Here is a 19,309-nt window from a genome sequence, read left to right on the forward strand (position 1 = left end):
ATGGTGAAGATGATGAGGTCGAGGCGGGTGGTGCGGGCATAGGCGACGAGGTCGTCGACGGTGCCGAGCTTGGGGTAGCCCGCCACCACGGTGTCGGAGCGGCGGTCGCCGCGGTCGTCGAACACGCCGACGATGCGGATGCCGGACTCGGCCTGGCCGTCGAGGGCGCGGATGAGGTCCTCCGCCACGGGCCCGCCGCCGACGATGGCCGTGCGCCGGTCGAAGCGGCCGTGCCGCATTCGCGTCCCGACGAGGCGGGCGACGGCTAAGCGCCCGGCCAGGAGTAGGACGAGGCCGCCGCCGTAGAGGTTCGCGAGCCAGGCCCGGGCGCAGGGATCGGCGGCCTCCGCCAGGAGCAGGCCGGCGGCGACCGCGAGGACGGCCGCCGTCCAGGCCGCCGCGAGCCGCAGGCCCGTGCGGACGAACCGGCGCACCGCGTCGATGCGGTAGGCGCCGGCGGTCTGGAACAGGACGACGGCCAGGATGGCGACGCCAGCGGCGGCAGCGACAGAGCGGAACGAGAGTGGAGCGAGGCAGGACGGGGACAGGCGCTGAACTGCGACACCGAGGACAACGATAAGGAGGAACTCGCCGATCCGAATGCAATCGGCGAGCACGACGGGAGAGATCGGCTCTCCCCTTCCGACGGATCTCCGCCCCGGCCTCCGCGGCGCCCCGGCGGGCAGCGTCGCGGGACCGGCGGCCTGCCGGTCCGTCTGGCCCGCCGCTTCCAGCAGGGCGCGGACGTCGAAGGCGGCCATCGAAGCCTCCCAGTTCTCGGGGCTCCGCCCGCGTCATGGCATTCGGGGTGCCTCATGAAACGCCCGGTCATGGCCGGCCCCAGTCCGGGGCAGCACGGCACGAGGGGCATTCCGTGAGGGTTCGCACGTCCGAAAACCCTTGGCATGGCCGCCTGACGGAACGTTTAACGCGATCCGCCGGTATCGCGTGCGATCGGGCCGCGCCTGGGGATACGGTCTCAGAAGTAGCTGACCCAGGCCGCGGTGCTCCGGCGCTTGAGCCGGACGGCCCAGCGGCAGGCGGGGTAGAGCGCCAGGCCCAGACCGCCGGCGATGAGCCAGAGGGAGCCTGCGTCCGGTGCCTCGATCCGCCCGGAGGGGCCACCGTACCCGGCGTGGAGCAGCCCGTCATGGAGCAGGCGCAGGGCGTAGAGGTGCGCCACGTAGAAGAACAGCGGTACGCCGCCGAAGGTGCGGAGCCAGCCGAGCCGGCGCGGTGGGACCGCTTCCAACGCTGCCAGCCCGACGAATCCGAGGCCGAGGGTCGCGAGGAGGAAGCAGGCCGAGGGCGGGTACTTCGTCAGGTTCAGGAACCCCATGAGCGTCGCGTCCCAGGTGGCGCCTATCTGCCACGGCACCGGCTCGCCGTAGCCGTTGAGGCCGCGCAGGATCGTGAACCCCGCCAGGGCCGCCGTCCCGAGGCCGAGGAGCCGGCGACGGCGAAGCGGAGTCGGATCGGCGAACCAGGGCCCCAGGGCATAGCCGGCCACGATGACTCCGATCCAGGGCAGGATAGGATAGGAGGTGCGGGCCACTCCCCAGGGCAGGTCGATGAACCCGCGCTGGTGCAGGATCGCCCAGAGGGTGTAGCCGGGCTCGCCCGGCACGAACACCAACGGCGTCAGCAGGTTGTGCCCGAGCACGATCGCCAGGGCGACGCCGGTTAGCGCCGCGCGGGGCAGCCACAGCAGGCCCGCCAGGGCGATCATGCTGACGCCGATGGCCCAGATCACTTGGAGGTAGAGGATCGGCGGCAGGAGGCTGCGCGTCCAGGCGACGTTCACCAGGGTGACCTCGATCAGCACCAGGATCAGGCCGCGCTGGAGCAGGAAGACCGAGGCCCTGGCCCGGTCGCCGTGCTTCGCGGCGTAGAGGCTGGCGGACAGGCCGGCCAGCAGGACGAAGACCGGCGCGCAGAGATGCGAGGCCGCCCGGCTCCAGAACAGGCCGGGGTCCGTCGCGGCAAGATCCATCGGGTCGCGGACCTGATGATGCAGGTAGAAGAAGTCCCGCACGTGATCCACGAGCATGAGCAGCATCACGAGCCCGCGCAGGGCATCGATGGACCCGATGCGCGGGCCGGTCCGCAGGCTCGCCTCGGCGTCCGTCATCGCTCCGCCCCCTCGTCCAGGGTGTGGAGCAGCTTCTGCACGCAGCCCGCTGCCCAGACCGTGCCGCCCCGGGGCTTGCGCACGCCGCGCCGCGTCATGGCGCGGGCGATGCTGCTCGGCGTCCTGAACCCCTCGGCCCGGATTTCCATCAGGATCGGCGCGAGGCCGCGCGCGCGGGCCTTGGCGGCCCGACGCCCGGCATCGCCGGTGCGGAGGGGGCGCGGTCCGGCACCGGATCCATCGGGCATGGGGTCCATCGCGGTTGGGAGCAGGGAGCGCGGCGCGGTCCGTCTCATGCCGGCCAGATCCTCAGCCGGACCCAGGCAGGCAGCGCGAGGCCGACACCCACGGCGGTGAGCCACGCCAGGGCGCGCAGGGACGCATCGTGCCCGGTGTCGAGATCCAGGGTGGGCTGGAATCGGGGCACGGCGTCGTAGGCGTCGAAGTCGAGCCGGGCCTGGCAACCGCCGCAGACCGGCACCGGGTTCAGGGCCTGCGCGACGATGCGCGGCTCGAAGAACGCCCGCAGGGTCCGCCGGTAGGCGGCGGCCGAGGCGAGGAAGGCGGCGTGTCGCCCGGCATCGGTCCCGGCGGCGCCCTGGAGGGCGAAGTCGAACGTGGTGACGGGCGAGGCCAGGGCGAGCCACCGGCTCAGCGCGGCGATCTGCCGGTCATACGTGCGAAAGCTTTCGCGATGGGCGTCGAGCTCTGCGTCGTAATGGGCGTCGCGGGCGAGGCGCTTGATCTCAGGCGCCTCGACGAGGTCGGCTCGCTCCGCCGCACCAGGGATTCGGTTCAACCACTGGGCCGTCAGCCGCGGCCCCGCGCTGCCGTTGGCGAAATCGTCCTGCACCTGCCGGCTCGCATCGATGGCGGCGATGCGCGAGGGCTTGTCCGTGAGAAGATCGGCCGCGAGGGAGGCCGCCGCCGGGACCACCACCGTGAACAGGGTCCAGGCCAGGACGAGGATCGACAGGGCGGCCACGGCGCCCCGCCACAGGGTCGCGACGAGGGCACAGGCGGCGACCCACAGGAGGATGTAGGCGGCGAGCGTGCCCGCCAGCAGCGCCAGGGTGGTGGTGGTGCCGGCGACGGACCGGATCGCCCCCGTCGCCCAGAGGGCGAACCCGGCTTGCGCCAGGATCGCGGCCACGAGAATGCCTGCCACGGCTCCGAATTTCGCCCCCGCCACGGCGCGCGGCCCGATGGGCTGGGCGGCGATCAGGCGGAGCGTACCGGAATCCCCCTCGGCCGAGAGGCGGGTCCCGGCGAGGGCGATGACGGCGAGCGGCACGAGGACGGCGAGCACGAAGGCGAAGTCGAAGGCGCCGAGCTTGAGCCGCACCGCCGACCCGAGTTCGTAGGCGACATCGTCGAAGACGGTACTCGACCCGAAACTCACCCGCACGAGCGCCGGCTGCACGTCGGACTGCCCGGTCGCGAGGGCCGCGAGGGGGCTCGGTGGCTTGACGGCGTGGACGGTGAGGAACTGCGTCATGTAGCCGAAGGCGTTGGTGGGGTCCTGCCAGGCGTTGATCTTGGCCGGCGTCGGCTGCGCGTAGCGGGCGAAGGTCTCGCGGGCGGTGGCGACGGCGCGCGCTTCCTCCGCGGCCGCCCCCGCGAGGGCGGCGCGCTCGGCGTCCACCCGCGCGGCGCCCATGTGGGCGCCGAGCAGCAGGGCGGCGAACAGGGTTGCGAGCACCGCCCAGGTCAGCTTTTCGCGCAGGACCATGCCGGTCTCGACGGCGAGGAGGCGGAGGGCGCGGCTCATAACTTCACCGCTCTCATAACTTCACCGCTCTCATGGCTTCATGATTTTCATGGCTTCAGCCGCCGGATCGCCAGGGCGGCGGCCCCGCCGAGGACGGCGAGCCACGCCGCCAGGATGGCGAAGGGCACGGCGAACGTCGCGCCGGCCAGGGGCATCGGGACATAGTCGAAGGGCGGCACCGTCTCCCAGAGGTCGTGGCCGGCGGTGTAGCGGCGCTCCCCGCCCTGCGGATTGTCGATGATCGCCCGGTTCATCCGCTCCGAGATTCCCCGCCGGTAATGTTCGGCGGCCCAGACGAAGCGGACGTGCTGGGGGAAATCCGTCCCCGCGAGGGTGGCGGAGAGCGCCTGGAGGGCGATGCGCGGGGACAGGAGCCCGGCCCAGGCATAGGCCCGCTCCTGGCGCAGCAGGCTGTCGAAGAAGGCGCCGAACGCGGCGTCGAACACCGCGAAATAGTGCTGCTCGTTCTCGCTGCTCATCAGGCCGCGCAGATCGACGGGCAGGGCGTCGGGCGCCGTGACGCCGTAGCGGGCGAGGATGGCCTTGGCGCGTTCGTCGCTGGCCTCGGCCGTGCGGTGGCCCCGGACCGCACCGTCGATCCGGGCACGGGTGTCGCGGTAGGACAGCGCCGGCGCGGCGGCTTCGACCCCGACGGTGGCGAGACGGGGGGCCGCCACGCACAGCAGCACCCAGGCCAGCAGGGACGCGGCGAGCGCCGCCCGCGCCGTACGGGCCGTGAGCGACAGGGTCATGGCGAGGATCAGGAACGCGGCCGCATAGGCGAGCTGTGCGGCCACCCACGGGACGAGGCGCGGCCACACCTCCCAGCCGGGCGCGTCGAGGTTCGCCGCCGCGAGGCCGCCGAGGACCAGGAGCGGCGCCCCGATGACGAGGGCCAGCGCAGAGAGGAGCGCCGCGAGGCGCGCCGTGAACAGCCGGCCCGGTGCGGCGCCGTTGCCGAGTGCCAGCCGCAGGGTGCCGCGCTCGCGGTCGGCGGCGAAGGCGGAGAAGCCGAGCAGAATGACGGCCAGGGGCACGATGAGCTGGACGATGTCGGCGACGCTGCCGAGGCCGGCCCGCGTCAGCGGGTTGGCATCCTGCACCGCCCGGAAGACGGCATCGTTGAACAGGTGGGCCTCGATGCGGACCATGCGCCCGGTATAGGGCTCGACGCCGGGATCGAGGATTGCGAGGGGCGCGGACGGCTTGAACACCCACAGGCCGTAATGGTCGGCCGCATGGGGGTTCTTGGCATCCTGGCCGAGCCAGCGGCCGCGCTCGGCCTGGGTGATCCGCTGGACAGCGTCGGCGTCGCGGGCGGCCTGTCGCCAGGCCCCGACGAGGGCGACGCTCAGGAGGATCACGAGGACGGCACCGATCCAGCGCAGACGAGCGTCGCGCAGGAGCTGGCCGAGTTCGGCCCGGACCAGCCTCACGACGCCAGCCGCTCGATGTACAGGCGTTCCAGGGCCGCGTGGTCGAGGCGCGCGGGGTCGATCTCCTCGACGATGCGGCCGGCCTGCAGCACGCCGACCCGGTCGGCCACTTCCTTGACCCGGTAGAGGTCGTGGGTCGCCATCAGCACCGTGGTGCCGCGGGCGGCCGCCGCGCGGACCACGGACGAGAAGTCCGCCGACGCGCTCGGGTCGAGGCCCGAGGTCGGCTCGTCGAGGAGCAGCAGGCGGGCGCGGCGCGCCAGGGCGATGGCGATGCCGACCTTCTGGCGCATACCCTTGGAATAGCTGGCCGCCTTGCGCGTGTGCGCCTCGACCGCGAGGCCGGCCTGCTCGAGCAGGCGGTCCGCTTCGTCCCGGGCGAGCGCGAGCCCCGCCAGCGTCGTGAAGTAGCGCAGGTTCTCCCGGCCCGAGAGCCCCGGATAGAGCGCCACCTGCTCGGGAATGTAGGCGATGGCCTCCCGCGCCACGATGGGGTCGGCGCCGGCATCGATCCCGCAGACCCGGACCGTGCCGGTATCCGCCCGGAGGAAGCCGAGGATGAGGTTGATGGTCGTGGTCTTGCCGGCCCCGTTGGGACCGAGCAGGGCGAAGACCTCGCCGGCGCGAAGCGTCAGGGTCAGGCCGTCGAGGGCCGTGCGGCCGCCGAAGCGCTTGACCACGTCGCCGATCGCCAGGACCGGATCGGGTGCGTGCCTCATCAGAACCGCACCGAGACGGTGCCGGTGAAGCGCCGCGGCGCGCCGGGATAGACCCGGAACACGTTGAGCGAGCTCTCGTAGATCTCACTGTCGAAAATGTTCTCGACGTTGAAGCCGAAGCGGATGTTCTCGTAGCGGTAATAGGCGAGCGCGTCGGCGACGACGTAGGCCGGCAGGACGAAACCGGTGCCGCCCGCGTCGCCGGCGCGTTCGCCGACTCCGCGCACGCCGCCGCCGATCCCGAGGCCGGCCCAGGGACCGGACTGGACTTCGTAGACGGCGAGCAGGCTGCCGCTGTGCTTGGGGATGTTGATGAGGGGGGCGCCCACGGGCAGGACGTTGTCCTTCGTCACCACGGCGTCGGCGTAGACGTAGCCGCCGATGAGGCGCAGCTCCGGCGAGATCTGGCCCGTGGCCGTGAGTTCGAAGCCCTGGCTGCGCACTCCGCCCGCCGCGAGGGAGAATCCGCTGTTGTTGGGGTCCGGGGTCAATACGTTCTCGCGCTCGATGCGGAACGCCGCGCCGGTGAGGCCGAGGGCTCCGCCGTAGAGGTCGAGCTTGGCCCCGACCTCGTAGCCGATGCCGGTCTCGGGCGCGAACGGCACACCCCGCGAGGCCGCCGCCGCATCGGGGCCGATGTTCGGCCGGAAGCTGGTGCCGACATTGGTGTAGAGGGCGAGTTCGGGCAGCGGCTGGTAGACGAGGCCGGCGCGGGGCGTCGCGGCGGCCCGCGACTGCTCGACGTCGCTGCGCGGGATGCGCTCGCGGAACGACTGCTCGAAGAAGTCGAATCGCACGCCGAGCAGCGCCTTCCATTCGGGGCTGAGCGCGATCTGGTCCTGGGCGTAGAGGGCGGTGTTCGTCACCCGCTCGAGGTTGTTGCGCGGGATGGTGTACGGCGGCAGGGGCTGGCCGTAGCGCGGGTTGTAGATGTCGATGGCGAACGGGTTCTGGCGGACGTTCGAGCGCAGGTAGACCGTGCGGCTGTCGGTGCTCTCGCGCTCGAAGCCGAGGAGCAGGGTGTGCGCCAGGGGGCCGGTGGCGAAGCGCCCGACCACCTCGGCCTGGCCGATGGCGGTGTCCCAGCGGTAATCGCGGAAATTCCTGTCGCGGGAGACGGTCCGGTTGTCGGCCGCGATGCCTCGGACCTCGGCGGATTCGCCCTCCAGGGTACCGGTGTTGAAATGCGCGCCGAGCCGCATCTGCCAGTCGGCGTCGAAGCGGTGCTCCAGGCGCACCTGGAGGGTGTCCGAGGTCTGCTCAGTGCTCTGGCCGGGCTCGCCGAGGAAGCGCGAGATCGGCAGGAAACCGAGCTGTTTGTTGATGGCGATCACGCCGCGATCGAACACGATGCGGTTGCGGACGAACTCGGTTTCGACGGTGACCTTGGTGTCGGGCGTGATCTGCCAGCTGAGGGACGGCGCCACGAACAGGCGGTCGCCGTCCACGTAATCGCGAAAACTGTTCTGGCGCCCGCCCGCGAAGTTGAAGCGGTACTGGACCGTCTTGTCCTCGTTGAGGGCGCCGCCGGCATCCACGGTGCCGCGGAACTGCTCGAAGCTGCCCCACAGGCCGCCCATCTCGACGAAGCGTTCGGCGGTCGGCTGCTTGGTGATGATGTTGACCACGCCGCCCGGATCGCTGCGCCCGAACAGGGCGCCGCCCGCGCCCTTCAGCACCTCGATGCGCTCGACGTTCTGGGTGTCGGGCGGCGGCGGGAAGCCCCGGTTGATGGCAAAACCGTTCTTGAAGATCTCGGAGGTGGTCACCCCGCGCACGGCGTAGCTGAACACCGTCAGGCCGCCGAAATTGTTCTGCTGGGCGACGCCGGGGGTGTAGTTGAACACCCGGTCGACCCGCGTGGCGGCCAGATCGGTGACGACCTCGCGCGAGGCCACGGTGACGATTTGCGGCACGTCGCGCTGGGGGGTGTCGGTCTTCGTGCTGCTCACCGCCCGGGCCGCGCTGAAGCCCGGCGTCGGGCCGATCAAGCCGATGGCGCCCTCCGGAACGTTGAGCCCGATACCGGCACCCTCCACCGTGAGGGTGTCCAGGGTGACCGCCGCCTCCTCGGCCCGGACGGAGGGCGTGAGGGGCAGGGCGGCGAGGGCGACGCCCAGGCGCAGGCCACATTTCAGGAGCATCGGGTCATCTCGGGCGGGATGGCGGCCGTTCCAATCCGTCGCCCGACAACCGTGCAAAGCCGGTGCCGGGCCACCGGGCTGGATGGTGAGTGAAACATTATTACGTTTCGAGGCTTGGCCGTGCAAGTCGTTTTGTCCACGACCAGGGCCCGTCGAACCGCGTGCGCAGGTGATCGTCCATGGGGAGCCTTCAGGTCAGGCGGTGGCGCGTCGGGAAAGGGGCTCGTGCCGTGCCGCCGGGAGCGTCCCAGACCTCCGGGGCGGGCCGGGGCGGGGTTCGGGCCGGTCAGGGCAGGACCACAGCGAGGTCCGGCGCCGGCAGCCAGCCCACGACCGCAGCCTTCCCGCCCAGATGGCGTGCCCGCACCCAGCCGAACGGGAGGATGCCGCTGAACTGCGGCCCGCCCCGTCCCCTCCCCGCTGCTCGGCGAAGAGTCCCGCCACGGCGCCGTTCGCCACCACCAGGGTCAGGCTTTCGTAGGTGCCCGTGCGGGCCAACGGCTACGCCGCCGCCCCTCCGCACGCGGCGAGCGGGATGGCGAGACCCGTGCCGGAGAGGCGCGCGCCACGGGGGCGGAACCGCCCTGCCCGCTTGGCCACCCCCATATCAGAGGGTCTTCTCCAGGACCTTCACCGCGGCTTCGACCCGGTCCTTGAAGTCGGCGACGTTGGCGAAGGGCCGCCGGTTCACATCAAGGCCGACCGTCGGCTCGGCCCGGGTGCCCGAGGCGGTCAGCGCCGCCAGGACGGCGGCGTCGAGGGCGTGTCGGCGTGAGATCATGCGGTGGTTCCTCGGTGGGATGTGGCGGTCCCGATTGCGGGCCCGGAGTGACGGTTCGATCGAGCGAAGATGGAGGATCAGCCCATCGCCCCGGAGGCGGCCCGCCGGTTCCGGATCATCGCGGCGACCGCCGCGATGATGGTGGCTGCCAGCGACCCGGCGATCACCAGGAGGGTGATCGTGCGGTTCCAGAGCCGGTCCAGGGCGAGGTCCGTGGTGACGCGGTCGGGCCGGGCCGGATCGGCCATCACCCGGATGTTGTAGTTGCCCACATGTACGCCCGTGAACACGGTGTTCACCCGGCGCGCCACGGTGCCCGTGGGGGTCCGCAGATTGAGCGTCATGTCACAGATGTGGAGGACGATCTTGGCGCTGCACTTGCCGTCGGTCACCCGCGCGTCGGCGACGGGGCGTGCCGTGTCGCGGATCTGCCAGTCCGACAACAGGGGCGGGGCCGTGTAGACGGCGCAGGCAACGAGGAGGGCGCCGAGCGCCACGAGGCCGAACAGCGTCCAGAAGGTGTTGCCCCAGCCCTGGCGGGGCGGCGGCAGGCGCAAGGGCTCGGTGCGGTTCGCGGATGCGGTCATGGGGCGGGCCTCACGTGGCTTGGGCGTCATGGCTCTGAGGACGGGGCGGAGGCGCATCGGTCTCGGCCAGGACCCGGCGCGCCTCCGCCGCGTGGCGGTAGCGGCCGATCAGGTCGGCGAAGTCCTGCACCGACATCTTGCGCGGCAGGCCAGCGGTGATGGTGACGATGCGGTGCGGTGCGTCGAGCTTCACCTTACGACCGCCCGGCACCGCTTTCGGAAACGGTGCCTCCGGCGGCAGCAGCAGGCGGGTGACGACGCCGTTCTGCCGCGTTGCCATGTCGAGGTCGGCGACGCTGTCCCAGGGGATCGATCGGTCGAGGCCGGGCACCGCCAGGGCCTCGGGGCTCAGGATCATGGTGGTGCGCTCGCCCCGCCACAGCCGGACGCCGCCGAACCCCGCCAGGACGGCTCCGCACGCCAGCGCCACCGCCACCACGAGCCATGCCTGGTTGGCGGAGAGGCCCGGCAGGCCGGCGACGAGCCACAGGAGAGCCACCCCGATGAAGAAGCCGCCGGCCACCAGGAGCGCGATGGCACCGGGGCGGGTGTTTTCGCGAAGCACCCGTTCCTCGGTGCCGATTTCCGCCACCGTCGCCTCGAGATGCGCGCGGAACGCCGCGTCGCGCGCCCGCACCGCGCCGAGGAAATCGTCCGTCGCGGCCCGGCAGAGCCCGGTGGGATCGGCGAAATAGGCGGCGAGCTGTCCCAGCGCGTGCGGGGGCGGAACGGCGGCGGCGGCGGCCAGGAGCTCGGCGTCGAGGGCCCGGCCGAGGGCCGCCACGCGCTCGCGGGTCGGCGGATGCGTGTCGGTGGGGTGGGCCTGCTCCGCCTCGAGATGCGCGGCCGGGTCGTCGAGGCCGCGCGCGATGGTGCGCTCGAGGCTGGCCGCCACGAGATCGGCGGGGGCCGAGCCGCGCGCCCCGGCGGCGGCATCGAGGGTTTCGGAGATGCGGGGGGCGACCGCCCCCGTGCGCAGGAGCGCCCGCGCGGCGGCGTCGACGGAGGTGGGTCCGGCACCCGCCGCGTCCGCCGCGAACTCGCGCGCCCGGCTCCAGTGGCGGACGGCGAGGTGGAACCGCTCCATCACGAACACGCCAAGGCGCAGGGATGGGCTCAGCAATCCGAAGGACCCGGCGTGACCCTCCGCCACCGCGTCGAGGGAGCGCCCGACCCCGGCATAGATCGGCAGGAAGCGCTGGCTGTAGACGGTGTCGCCCCCGGCATAGTGGGCGAGCTCGTGGCCGATGATCGCCGCGACCTCGTCGCCGCGCAGGAGGGCGAGGTAGGGCAGCGGCAGGTAGAGGATCCGGCCCGTCAGCCGCGCCCCTCCCGGCTCGACGACGGCCGGGCCGGCACTGACAAAGAAGCCACCGGTGAGGCCGACGACGACGACCTCGGGTTTGAGCGCGCCGAGGCGCTCGGCCAGCCCCTCGGTCAGCCGCCACAGGCCCGGCGCCTCGGCGGGCGAGACCGTCCGGCCGAAGATCGGGAGCGGATCGGGCTCGAAGGCGGAGAGCGCGCGGCGCAACCCGAGCACGGTGGCGCCCGCCGCGAGGAGGACGGCCCCGACGGCGACGGCGGCGATCAGCAGCATCTTGATCTCGCCGCTGCCGAGCCCGGGCCGGGCGAGCAGGCCGGCCTCGAAGATCACGGCGGCGACGAACCCGGCGGTCGTGAGCAGGACCTGGAGGGCGAGGACCGGAGGCAGCAACCGTCGGACCAGGGAGAACCCCCCGACGAGCACGTCCCGCGAGGCCCGGCCCATCCGTCCGAGGGTCGCACCGGCCAGGAGGACGAGGACGGACAGGGCCGCGGCAAAGCCACCGGCCGCGATGACGACGGGCGGCAGCACCCGACGCCAGTCCATGACCGCAGTGAGGGTCGCGACCTCGTCGCGCGCCGCGCGGGCCTGGGCGAGGGCGAGGGGGCCGCCGTAGGTCTGGCCGTGGCGGCGGAACTGCATGCGGAAATCGATGCGTCCGTCCGGCGGCGCCCGCGCCTCCAGATCCGCGACGATGCGTGTCAGGTGCCGCCGCTCGGCCTCGAGATCGGCCCAGTCGCCGGCGGCGCGATCCTGCTCCCAGACACCCAGCAGCATGACGGCCAGCGGCAACAGGACGGTGGCGGCGATGAGGCGCGCGAGGGAACGCAGACGCGAGGGCGCGCGCGGGATCGTTGCGTCGGGGATGCCTGCCTCCCGGGATGCCGGCGCGCACCGGATATCGTCCCGGTGTGCGGTCCGCTCTAAAGCTCAGAACGGTCGGGACCGCAAGCCGATCGGTGTATCGGGAGAAATTCCGATTTTGCTGGCAGAAGACGATCCCGGATGATCCATGCGAACACCCGTCGATGCCTTCATTCAGGCGCCCCCATGCCGTCGAGATCTGTTGGCGGATGGTTCGTCCACGGGAAAAGGGCGCGCGAAGGACCGGACGTCGATGCGGAACATGCTGGCCTGTGCACGCGCCGTCAGGTCAGCTGGGGGTGAGGGCGCAGGTGGGCCGGCGCCCGGTCCTCCCGGGGGAACACCAGCCTGACGCAGGCCCCGCTGGACGGTCCGGCGACGACCTCCGCATGACCGCCGTGGAGGCGCATGATCCTCTGAACGAGATCGAGGCCGAGGCCGGCGCCCCGGCCGCCCTGCCTCAGTCGATGGAACGGCTCGAAGATCTGATCACGCTGATTCGGCGCGATGCCGTCACCCTCGTCGCAGACCTCGATCCAGCCGGCCCGGGCCACCCGAACCGCGATCGTTCCGCGCCGACCGCCGTGGTCGATGGCGTTCTGTATGAGGTTCGTCAGGGCGCGTTCGAGGGCGGTCTCGTCGCCCGGAACCGCGACGCGTTCGGTCTCGGGCTCGAACGCCATCTCGTAGCCGGCCGCGAAGGCGAGGGGCGCGAGATCGAGGACCGCACGCTCGGCGAGGGCGACGAGATCGACGGTGGCGAAGGAGACCTGCTGCTGGTCGAGCCGCTGCAGATCAAGGAGCTGACCGGTCAGGATGGTCAAGCGGGTGGTATCTTCGAGAAGACGGGTCTTCTCCGGCCCCGGCGGCAGCGCGGAGATGCGCGTCGTCAGGATGGCGATCGGTGTGCGAAGCTCGTGGGCGGCATCGGCCAGGAAACGCTTGTGGCCCTCGTAGCCCCTGTCGAGCCGGGCCAGGGCGTCGTTGACGGCCCTGACCAGGGGCACGATCTCGATGGGCACCGCGTGCACGCTCAGCCGCGCACCGCTGCGGGTGATGTCGATGTGCTCGGCCTCGTCCGCCGCCCGTCCCAGGCCCGCCAACGCCCGCTGGACGGCGAACGGCGTGACCAGGAGCGTCGCGAGCGTCATCAGGCCGATGACGAGAAGCGTCAGGAGCAGCATGGGCACGAACACGCCGACGAGGTGCCGCAGCAGGACGCGGCCCTCGGCGCTCGTGAGCATCTGGACCTCGCCCGCCGCCGTATCCACCCATCGCACCACGGCGGCCGGTGGGACGGCGTTGCCGCCGCCGTGGCTCAGATTGGCGCTCCCGATCCGATCGAGACCGGGCAGGAGCGGCTCTAGATGGGCGGGCACGCTGCCCTCCGTCAGCCGGTGCCCGCCGCTGTCGCGCACGACGAACCAGAACCCCTCGATCTCCGAGCGCAACCGGTCGAGCTCCGGCGTCGGGCGCAGGATCAGTCGGCCCTCCGCGTCCCGCGCGACCGCCGCGGAGAGGGCTTCGATGGTACCGAGTTCGTACGCGCCCCCGCTGATCACGCCCCGCATCCAGAGGGCCCCGACCGCGCTGACCAGGGCGAGGCTGAGCAGGGCGAACACCAGACCCTGGGTCGCGGCGACCCGCGTGACGAGCCGCCATTTGAGGGAGCGCGGATGCCGGATGCTCATGGGGTCTCCCGCAGCAGATAGCCGACGCCGCGCACGCCGTTGATGAGGACGCCGCCCTGCGCATCGACGAGCTTGCGGCGCAACCGCGAGACCTGCGTGTCGAGGGCGTTGGGCTGGACCTCGTCGCCCAGGGCGAAGACCGCCTCCATGAGCATGGACCGTGGCACCATGCGTCCGACGCGTCGAAGCAGGGCTTCCAGGACGAGGGTTTCGCGTCGCGTCAGTTCCAGGACGGTGCCGCCGACGCTGGCCTCCCGGTTCGCCAGATCGAAGGACAGGCGCCCCGCGCGCACGACCTCGGACTGCATGTTCGCCGGGCGGCGCAGGAGGGCCCGCAGGCGCGCCAGCAACTCCTCGAAGGCGAAGGGCTTCGCGAGGTAATCGTCCGCCCCGTGATCCAGTCCCGCAACCCGATCCGCGATCTCGCTGCGGACGGTGAGGACGAGCACGGGGACACGATTGCCGCGGGCCCGCAGCTTCGGGATGAGGGTGAGTCCGTCACCGTCGGGCAGTTGGCGATCCAGGACGAGGACGTCGTGCGCGCAGGCCGAAGCGATCTGTTCGGCCTCAACGAGATCGACTGCGTGGTCGACCACCATGTCGTGACGCGCGAGGACCGCGCGCAGGGCGGAGGCCAGTTCGGGTTCGTCCTCGACCAACAACACGCGCATCGAAGAACCTCATGAACTGTCCGTAGCCGAAACTACGATCCTGCGGGCGCGGCACTATCGCACCTGTCTGTCGGCAACCTTGCGGGAAAGGCCGACGGGAGCGGTTTGACACAAATATTTCACCGGCCGGCGGACGACAGGTTGCCGACATCGAAGCATGTCATCCCTCTCCTTGCGACGCGAGCAAGATTATTTCCGAGTTATTCGTGTCTGTATTGGAGTAATTGTAATGCTCACGAGAATGATGCCTGTTTCGCGTCCCCGCCCCGCACGCCGGAAGGAGGTCGGCGGGGCCGCCATCACCGACCTGATGCCGTTCTTTCGCGCGTGGATGCGCAATCCGCGCAGCGTCGCCGCCGTCGCGCCGTCCGGCCGCGCCCTCGCCTCCCTGATCACCCAGGAGATCTCGGCCCGGACCGGCCCCGTCATCGAACTCGGCCCCGGCACGGGGGCCATCACGCAGGCGCTCCTCGAGCGCGGGGTGCGGGAACAGGATCTGACGCTCGTCGAGTACGGTTCCGACTTCGCGCGCCTGCTTCAGGTGCGGTTCCCCGACGCGCGGGTGCTGTGGATGGATGCGGCCGCGCTGAACAGGCATCTGCTCTTCAACGAGGCCCCGGTCGGCGCCGTGGTATGCGGCCTGGGTCTGTTGAACATGGAACAGAAGAAGATCGCGGAGATCCTCCGGGGGGCGTTCCGCTTCCTGCGGCCGGATGGCGCCTTCTTCCTCTACACCTACGGCAAGCGCTGCTCGGTCCCGGAGACGCTCCTCGACGCGCTGGACCTGGAGGCGACCCGCATCGGCCGCACGTTCCGGAACCTCCCGCCGGCCTCGGTCTACCGGATCGTGCGGCGCCAGACGACGGCCGGGTGACGGCGATGGCATCGCAGGATCTCGTCGCGCTCTTCCTCGGTCTCGGCCTGCCGGGACTGTTCGGGATCGCGTTCGCGGAGAAATTCGTCCCCATCGTCCCGTCCTACGTCATGCTGATGCTGCTCGGCATGACCGTGCCGGACGCCACCGCGCTCCTGCTGGCGCTCCTCGCGACCGCGGCGGGGTCCCTGTGCGCATCCCTGGTCTGGTGCGGGATCGGGCGCGGCCTGGGCGAGCGGCGTGTCGCGACCGCGGTCGCGCGGTTCGGAAAATACGTGTTCTTCAGTCCGCGCGCCTATGCCGGCCTCGCCGCCGCTTACCGCCGGAATCACTTCTGGGTCACGCTGATCGGCCAGACGGTCCCCGTCGCGCGGATCTACCTGGCGCTCCCGGCCGGCGTGCTCGGGCTCCGTCCCGCGCCGTTCGCGCGAGCCGCCGCCGTCGGCATCGCGGTGTGGAACGCGCCGTTCCTGGCCCTCGGATATGCCCTGCGCGAAACCGGTCACATGCCCGTCGATGTCGGCTTCTGGGTCTCGCTCGCCCTCGTCGCAACGGAGGTCGCCGCCGTCGTGGGGATTCGGCTCCTGACCCGCGGACGCCGCACGGGGCCGAGCCCTGACGATGGCCCGTCGGCCGGTCCCTGCGCCCGGGCGGGCGGACCGGCGAGAACCGGAAGGACGAGGGCGAGACGGAGAAATCGGGGCATTTGGGGTCCTTCGAAGGCGGGCCGGTCGGCTTGAGCAGGTTGCGTGAAAGTGGCCACCGGTTCTGCATCGAAACCTGCTTTCCATCGGAGAACCAAGCAGGACGCCCATTGCGGGGAAGATCGGCCTCGTCGTCTCAGGGCTCCGCCGCCGGCACCACCGCGATGCCGGCTTGCGCCGCCCAGGCGGTCAGATCCTGCTTGCGGATCGCCGCGGCCATCAGGTCGGGGAAAAGGTCCGGCGTGCAGGCGAAGGCGGGCACGCCGAGCGCCGCGAGCCGGGCCGCGAGCGCCCGGTCGTAGGCGGGCGCGCCCTCGTCGGAGAGGGCGAGCAGGGCCATCATCTGAACGCCGGAGGCGACGAGGCGCTGCGCCTGCGCGAGGAGCCCCGCCTCGACTCCACCCTCGTAGAGGTCGGAGATCAACACCATGACGGTGTCCTCGGGCCGGGTGATGCGCGCGGCGCAGTAGCTCACCGCCCGGTTGATGTCGGTGCCGCCGCCGAGCTGGACCGAGAACAGCACCTCGACCGGATCGTCCATCGCGTCGGTGAGGTCGACCACCGCGGTGTCGAACACCACGAGCCGGGTCGAGACCGTCGGGAGCGAGGCCATCACGGCGCCGAAGATGCTCGAATAGACCACGGAATTGGCCATCGAGCCGGACTGGTCGATGCACAGGATCACGTCCTTCAGCGAGCCGCGTCTCCGGCGGCCATGGCCGAGCCGCGTCTCCGGGATGATGGTCCGGTACGCGGCCTGATAATGGCGCAAGTTCGCCCGGATGGTGCGGTTCCAGTCGATCTCGGCGTGGCGCGGGCGCCGGTTGATGCTGACGCGGTCGATGGCCCCGGCCACCGCCTGCCGCAGGGGCTCCTCCAGCCGCTTCATCAGGTCGTCCACGACCCTGCCTACCACGAGGCGGGCCGTCTCCCGCGTGCGCCCGCCGAGCAGGCTGCGCATGGAGATCAGGGTCGAGACGAGGTTCACGTCGGGCTGGACCGCCTCCAGCATTTCGGGTTCGGCCAGCATGCGCTTGAGGTCGAGCCGCTCGAAGGCGTCGCGCTGCATCACCTGAACGACGGAGGCCGGGAAACAGTCGCGGATGTCGCCGAGCCAGCGCGGCACCGAGGGTGCCGAGGCGTCCAAGCTTCCCTTGCGGTCCGAATCGTAGAGGGCGCCCATCGCCCGGTCGAGGCGCAGGTCGCGCTCGGAGAGGCGGACCCGCGTCCCCTCGGCCGCGCCCCCGCCCAGCACGAGGCGCCAGCGGCGCAGGCGCTCCGCCTCGCCCACCCGGCCGGTCGCGGGTTCGGTCTCACTCATGCGGTGTCTCCGTTCTGGCCGGCTGGCTCGGGGCCGAGCAGCAGGCGCAGGATCGGCAGCACCCGGGCGGCCCGCGCCGCGTCGAAGATCTCGGGCCCCGTCTCCACCCCGGCCCCCGCGCCGTCCGGCCGGGCGAGCGCCGCGCCGATGGCCCGGCGCTCGGGCGCAGCAAGGGTCGCGAAGGTGCGGCGCACCAGGGGCAGGAGTTCGGTGAAGGTCTCGGGCGGCAGGTCGCAGAGCCACGTGTCCACCACACCGAGCAGGCCCTGGCCGTGGATCAGCACGGTGCCGCTGTCCTCCAGGAACCCCTCGATCCAGGCGGCAGCGGACAGGGCGCCGGCGGCCCGCGACAGGGCGCGCCGCATCCGGTCGCCGGCTTCCGCCGCCTCGATCGCCCGCGCGTCGAACAGCAGGCGCGCGGCGCGGCCGACGACGCGGCCGTGGACGTGCTCCTGATCGGCGAGGGCGCGCAGGGCCTCCTGCCAGAGCGCCGCCAGTTCCGGCTCCTCCAGCAGCGCCACCGCGCCCGAGACCGCGACGATCCGAGCCTTGGCGGCGGCGGCCGCGTCGTCGTCGAGACTCTGGCAGGTGGCCACCAGCCCGGCGGCGGCGCGCGGCACCAGCCCTCGCACTACGGCAAGGACCGGTGCGGTGTCGGAGGCGCGGACCGAGCCGTAACGGGCGAGTTCGGCGAGCGGCGGCAACGCCTCCATCAGGTCGAACACGTCGGCCGAGACCGCCGCGCGGTCCTCCAGCGCCCGGATCACGTCCCCTGTCGCGGCCGTCAGGTCGGCGTCGAGCAGCGTACCGATCAGGCCGGACAGGTCGGTGACGCGGGTGGCGCCGCGGGCCTGCTCGCGCACCCGTCCGGCGGCGGCTTCGGCGATCGTGCCGCCCTCGGCCGAGGCCGCGACCAGCTCCACCACCCATTCGGGCTTCCAGGCGAGGAACCACGCCTCCTTGAACGTGCCACGCCCGCGTGCCTGCCGCCGCTCGCCCCACGGAATGCCGAGGAGCCGCAGCCGGTTGAGGAAGTGGCTGCGGGCCAGATCCGTCTCCTTGCGCAGGTCGAGGGTGACCTCGCCCGCATCCGTGCCGGGCTTCCAGCGCAGGCGCCGGCACTGGGCGGCGAAATCGGCCTCGACCGGTGTGCCGGGGCTGTCCGGCGGGGTGGCGCCGTGGCGCTCGCCGATGACGAGCTTGCGCCGGATCAGCGCCATCGGGGCGTCGTCGGCGAAGCACAGGGTCGCCCGTGCGGCCTCGTCGAGATCCTCGAGGGAGGGCCGCGCCCGGCCGCGGAAGCCCGCCAGCGCCTCGGCGAGGCGGACCGCCTCGATGACGGAGGCCGGCGAGGCGTCGAGGTCCTCCGCCCGCAGCAGGGCGGCGGCGCGGGCGAGCCAGCGTGCGGCGACCCGGTCGCCGTGATGCCACAGGGTGTCGTACCACTCGGGCGAGAGCACCCCGGCGCGGTAGCCGGAGGCGATGGCGAGCCGTTCGTAGGACCAGGGCGCCCAGGCGGCGGTGACCTTCGTCTTCGGCAGGCCCTTGAGGATCGCGGTGTCGGCGCCCGCCTGGCCGCGTGCGTCGTGGCGGGCGAGTGCCGGCACGTGCCACGCGCCGCAGACCACGGCGACCCGCGCGAAGGCCTGCGCGGTTTTTCGGATGGCGGTGCGCATGTGCGCTTCGCGGGCCTCCTCGCGGAACGCCTCGTCCGGGTCGGGCTCGGCCTCCGCACGGAGCGCCGCCATCGCCTCGGCGATGGCGGCGAAGACGTCGCCGTCCGTGCCCGCCCGGGCCTCGATCAGGGCGTCCCACCAGCGCTCGCCGTCCGGATAGCCGGCGGCCGCAGCGAGTTCGCCCAGGGGATCGCGCCGAATCGCGGCGGGGACCGGGGTCGGCTTTTCCCCGGCGGGCGGTTCCGGCGCGGCCTCCGCCGGCGGCCCCCGGTCCGGTGCGCCGAACCCGTCCGCGAGCCGGATCGCCTGCGGCAGATCGATGAAGCGGACCGTCGCGCCGGCGGCGATGCCGTGGCGCATCGCCACCCATTCGGGCGAGAAGGCCGCAAAGGGGAAGAAGGCGCATGTCCGCGGCTGGTCCGGCCGGTAGACCAGGAGCGCGACCGGGGGCGCCATCCCGTCGTGGGCGGCGAGTCCGATCAGCGCGTCCGCGTCCGGCGGTCCCTCGATCAGCAGGCAGTCCGGCCGGAACGCGTCGAGGGCCGCGGCGAGGGAGCGGGCCGAGCCCGGCCCATGATGGCGGATGCCGAAGAGGCGGATGTCGGACATCGCGGC

The 19,309-nt window shown here is 72.1% G+C and carries 15 protein-coding genes and 1 pseudogene; 2 read left to right on the top strand and 14 right to left on the bottom strand.

Features of this window, described 5'->3' with window-relative positions; all coding sequences use genetic code 11:
• The 12 genes and pseudogenes from ASF28_RS23310 to ASF28_RS10915 all read right to left on the bottom strand — a co-directional run.
• Window positions 1–761, bottom strand: a pseudogene (locus ASF28_RS23310) (undecaprenyl-phosphate glucose phosphotransferase); the annotation flags it as partial.
• A 218-nt stretch (window positions 762–979) separates the two neighbouring features.
• The gene (locus ASF28_RS10870) at window positions 980–2,131 is read right to left on the bottom strand and encodes a DUF1624 domain-containing protein (RefSeq protein ID WP_056091988.1); all 1,152 of its coding nucleotides are present in this window, start codon (window positions 2,129–2,131) and stop codon (window positions 980–982) included.
• On the bottom strand, window positions 2,128–2,379 hold the full coding sequence (locus tag ASF28_RS10875; RefSeq protein ID WP_244474988.1) for a hypothetical protein: 252 nt from the start codon (window positions 2,377–2,379) through the stop codon (window positions 2,128–2,130). Before ASF28_RS10875 ends, ASF28_RS10870 begins: the two co-directional genes overlap by 4 nt.
• Window positions 2,380–2,423: 44 nt before the next feature.
• Window positions 2,424–3,902, bottom strand: coding sequence for a DUF3526 domain-containing protein (locus ASF28_RS10880; RefSeq protein ID WP_056091994.1), 1,479 nt, complete (start codon window positions 3,900–3,902; stop codon window positions 2,424–2,426).
• A 47-nt stretch (window positions 3,903–3,949) separates the two neighbouring features.
• A complete protein-coding gene (locus ASF28_RS10885) occupies window positions 3,950–5,338 on the bottom strand; it encodes a DUF3526 domain-containing protein (RefSeq protein WP_056091997.1) in 1,389 nt (462 codons plus the stop codon).
• Window positions 5,335–6,057 carry an ABC transporter ATP-binding protein gene (locus ASF28_RS10890; protein ID WP_056091999.1) on the bottom strand — a complete coding sequence of 241 codons (723 nt, stop codon included), beginning with the start codon at window positions 6,055–6,057 and terminating at the stop codon, window positions 5,335–5,337. The genes ASF28_RS10885 and ASF28_RS10890 overlap by 4 nt, the downstream gene beginning before the upstream one ends.
• Window positions 6,057–8,201: a TonB-dependent siderophore receptor gene (locus ASF28_RS10895; RefSeq protein WP_082476469.1), complete on the bottom strand. Its 2,145-nt coding sequence runs from the start codon at window positions 8,199–8,201 to the stop codon at window positions 6,057–6,059. The genes ASF28_RS10890 and ASF28_RS10895 overlap by 1 nt, the downstream gene beginning before the upstream one ends.
• Window positions 8,202–8,808: 607 nt before the next feature.
• Window positions 8,809–8,982 carry a hypothetical protein gene (locus ASF28_RS22470; protein ID WP_157085550.1) on the bottom strand — a complete coding sequence of 58 codons (174 nt, stop codon included), beginning with the start codon at window positions 8,980–8,982 and terminating at the stop codon, window positions 8,809–8,811.
• A 77-nt stretch (window positions 8,983–9,059) separates the two neighbouring features.
• A complete protein-coding gene (locus ASF28_RS10900; protein WP_056092003.1) occupies window positions 9,060–9,569 on the bottom strand; it encodes a hypothetical protein in 510 nt (169 codons plus the stop codon).
• 10 nt (window positions 9,570–9,579) lie between these two features.
• The gene (locus ASF28_RS10905) at window positions 9,580–11,670 is read right to left on the bottom strand and encodes a M48 family metalloprotease (protein ID WP_056092051.1); all 2,091 of its coding nucleotides are present in this window, start codon (window positions 11,668–11,670) and stop codon (window positions 9,580–9,582) included.
• Window positions 11,671–12,041: 371 nt separating this feature from the next.
• Window positions 12,042–13,448, bottom strand: coding sequence for a sensor histidine kinase (locus ASF28_RS10910; protein WP_056092005.1), 1,407 nt, complete (start codon window positions 13,446–13,448; stop codon window positions 12,042–12,044).
• Window positions 13,445–14,119: a response regulator transcription factor gene (locus ASF28_RS10915; protein ID WP_056092008.1), complete on the bottom strand. Its 675-nt coding sequence runs from the start codon at window positions 14,117–14,119 to the stop codon at window positions 13,445–13,447. The genes ASF28_RS10910 and ASF28_RS10915 overlap by 4 nt, the downstream gene beginning before the upstream one ends.
• 244 nt (window positions 14,120–14,363) lie before the next feature.
• Here ASF28_RS10915 and ASF28_RS10920 point away from each other — a divergent pair, with 244 nt between their 5' ends.
• Together ASF28_RS10920 and ASF28_RS10925 are read left to right on the top strand one after the other, a co-directional pair.
• Entirely contained in the window at window positions 14,364–14,993 is a 630-nt protein-coding gene (locus tag ASF28_RS10920) for a class I SAM-dependent methyltransferase (protein ID WP_056092053.1), read from the top strand.
• Window positions 14,994–14,998: 5 nt separating this feature from the next.
• Entirely contained in the window at window positions 14,999–15,733 is a 735-nt protein-coding gene (locus ASF28_RS10925) for a DedA family protein (protein ID WP_244474989.1), read from the top strand.
• Between the two features lie 100 nt (window positions 15,734–15,833).
• Here the strand turns inward: ASF28_RS10925 and ASF28_RS10930 are convergent, their stop codons facing one another.
• Complete coding sequence (locus tag ASF28_RS10930; protein ID WP_056092011.1) at window positions 15,834–17,018, bottom strand: vWA domain-containing protein; 1,185 nt, start codon at window positions 17,016–17,018, stop codon at window positions 15,834–15,836.
• The gene (locus ASF28_RS10935) at window positions 17,015–19,303 is read right to left on the bottom strand and encodes a DUF5682 family protein (RefSeq protein ID WP_056092015.1); all 2,289 of its coding nucleotides are present in this window, start codon (window positions 19,301–19,303) and stop codon (window positions 17,015–17,017) included. Before ASF28_RS10935 ends, ASF28_RS10930 begins: the two co-directional genes overlap by 4 nt.
• Window positions 19,304–19,309 lie beyond the last annotated feature (6 nt).

The organism is Methylobacterium sp. Leaf99 (assembly GCF_001422375.1).
Taxonomy (GTDB): domain Bacteria; phylum Pseudomonadota; class Alphaproteobacteria; order Rhizobiales; family Beijerinckiaceae; genus Methylobacterium.

Coding starts and splice junctions, on each gene's coding strand:
- ASF28_RS10900 (WP_056092003.1), bottom strand. CDS start 9,569: ATGACCGCATCCGCGAACCGCACCGAGCCCTTGCGCCTGCCGCCGCCC.
- ASF28_RS10875 (WP_244474988.1), bottom strand. CDS start 2,379: ATGCCCGATGGATCCGGTGCCGGACCGCGCCCCCTCCGCACCGGCGAT.
- ASF28_RS22470 (WP_157085550.1), bottom strand. CDS start 8,982: ATGATCTCACGCCGACACGCCCTCGACGCCGCCGTCCTGGCGGCGCTG.
- ASF28_RS10895 (WP_082476469.1), bottom strand. CDS start 8,201: ATGCTCCTGAAATGTGGCCTGCGCCTGGGCGTCGCCCTCGCCGCCCTG.
- ASF28_RS10905 (WP_056092051.1), bottom strand. CDS start 11,670: ATGCTGCTGGGTGTCTGGGAGCAGGATCGCGCCGCCGGCGACTGGGCC.
- ASF28_RS10915 (WP_056092008.1), bottom strand. CDS start 14,119: ATGCGCGTGTTGTTGGTCGAGGACGAACCCGAACTGGCCTCCGCCCTG.
- ASF28_RS10935 (WP_056092015.1), bottom strand. CDS start 19,303: ATGTCCGACATCCGCCTCTTCGGCATCCGCCATCATGGGCCGGGCTCG.
- ASF28_RS10930 (WP_056092011.1), bottom strand. CDS start 17,018: ATGAGTGAGACCGAACCCGCGACCGGCCGGGTGGGCGAGGCGGAGCGC.
- ASF28_RS10870 (WP_056091988.1), bottom strand. CDS start 2,131: ATGACGGACGCCGAGGCGAGCCTGCGGACCGGCCCGCGCATCGGGTCC.
- ASF28_RS10880 (WP_056091994.1), bottom strand. CDS start 3,902: ATGAGCCGCGCCCTCCGCCTCCTCGCCGTCGAGACCGGCATGGTCCTG.
- ASF28_RS10925 (WP_244474989.1), top strand. CDS start 14,999: ATGGCATCGCAGGATCTCGTCGCGCTCTTCCTCGGTCTCGGCCTGCCG.
- ASF28_RS10910 (WP_056092005.1), bottom strand. CDS start 13,448: ATGAGCATCCGGCATCCGCGCTCCCTCAAATGGCGGCTCGTCACGCGG.
- ASF28_RS10920 (WP_056092053.1), top strand. CDS start 14,364: ATGCCTGTTTCGCGTCCCCGCCCCGCACGCCGGAAGGAGGTCGGCGGG.
- ASF28_RS10890 (WP_056091999.1), bottom strand. CDS start 6,057: ATGAGGCACGCACCCGATCCGGTCCTGGCGATCGGCGACGTGGTCAAG.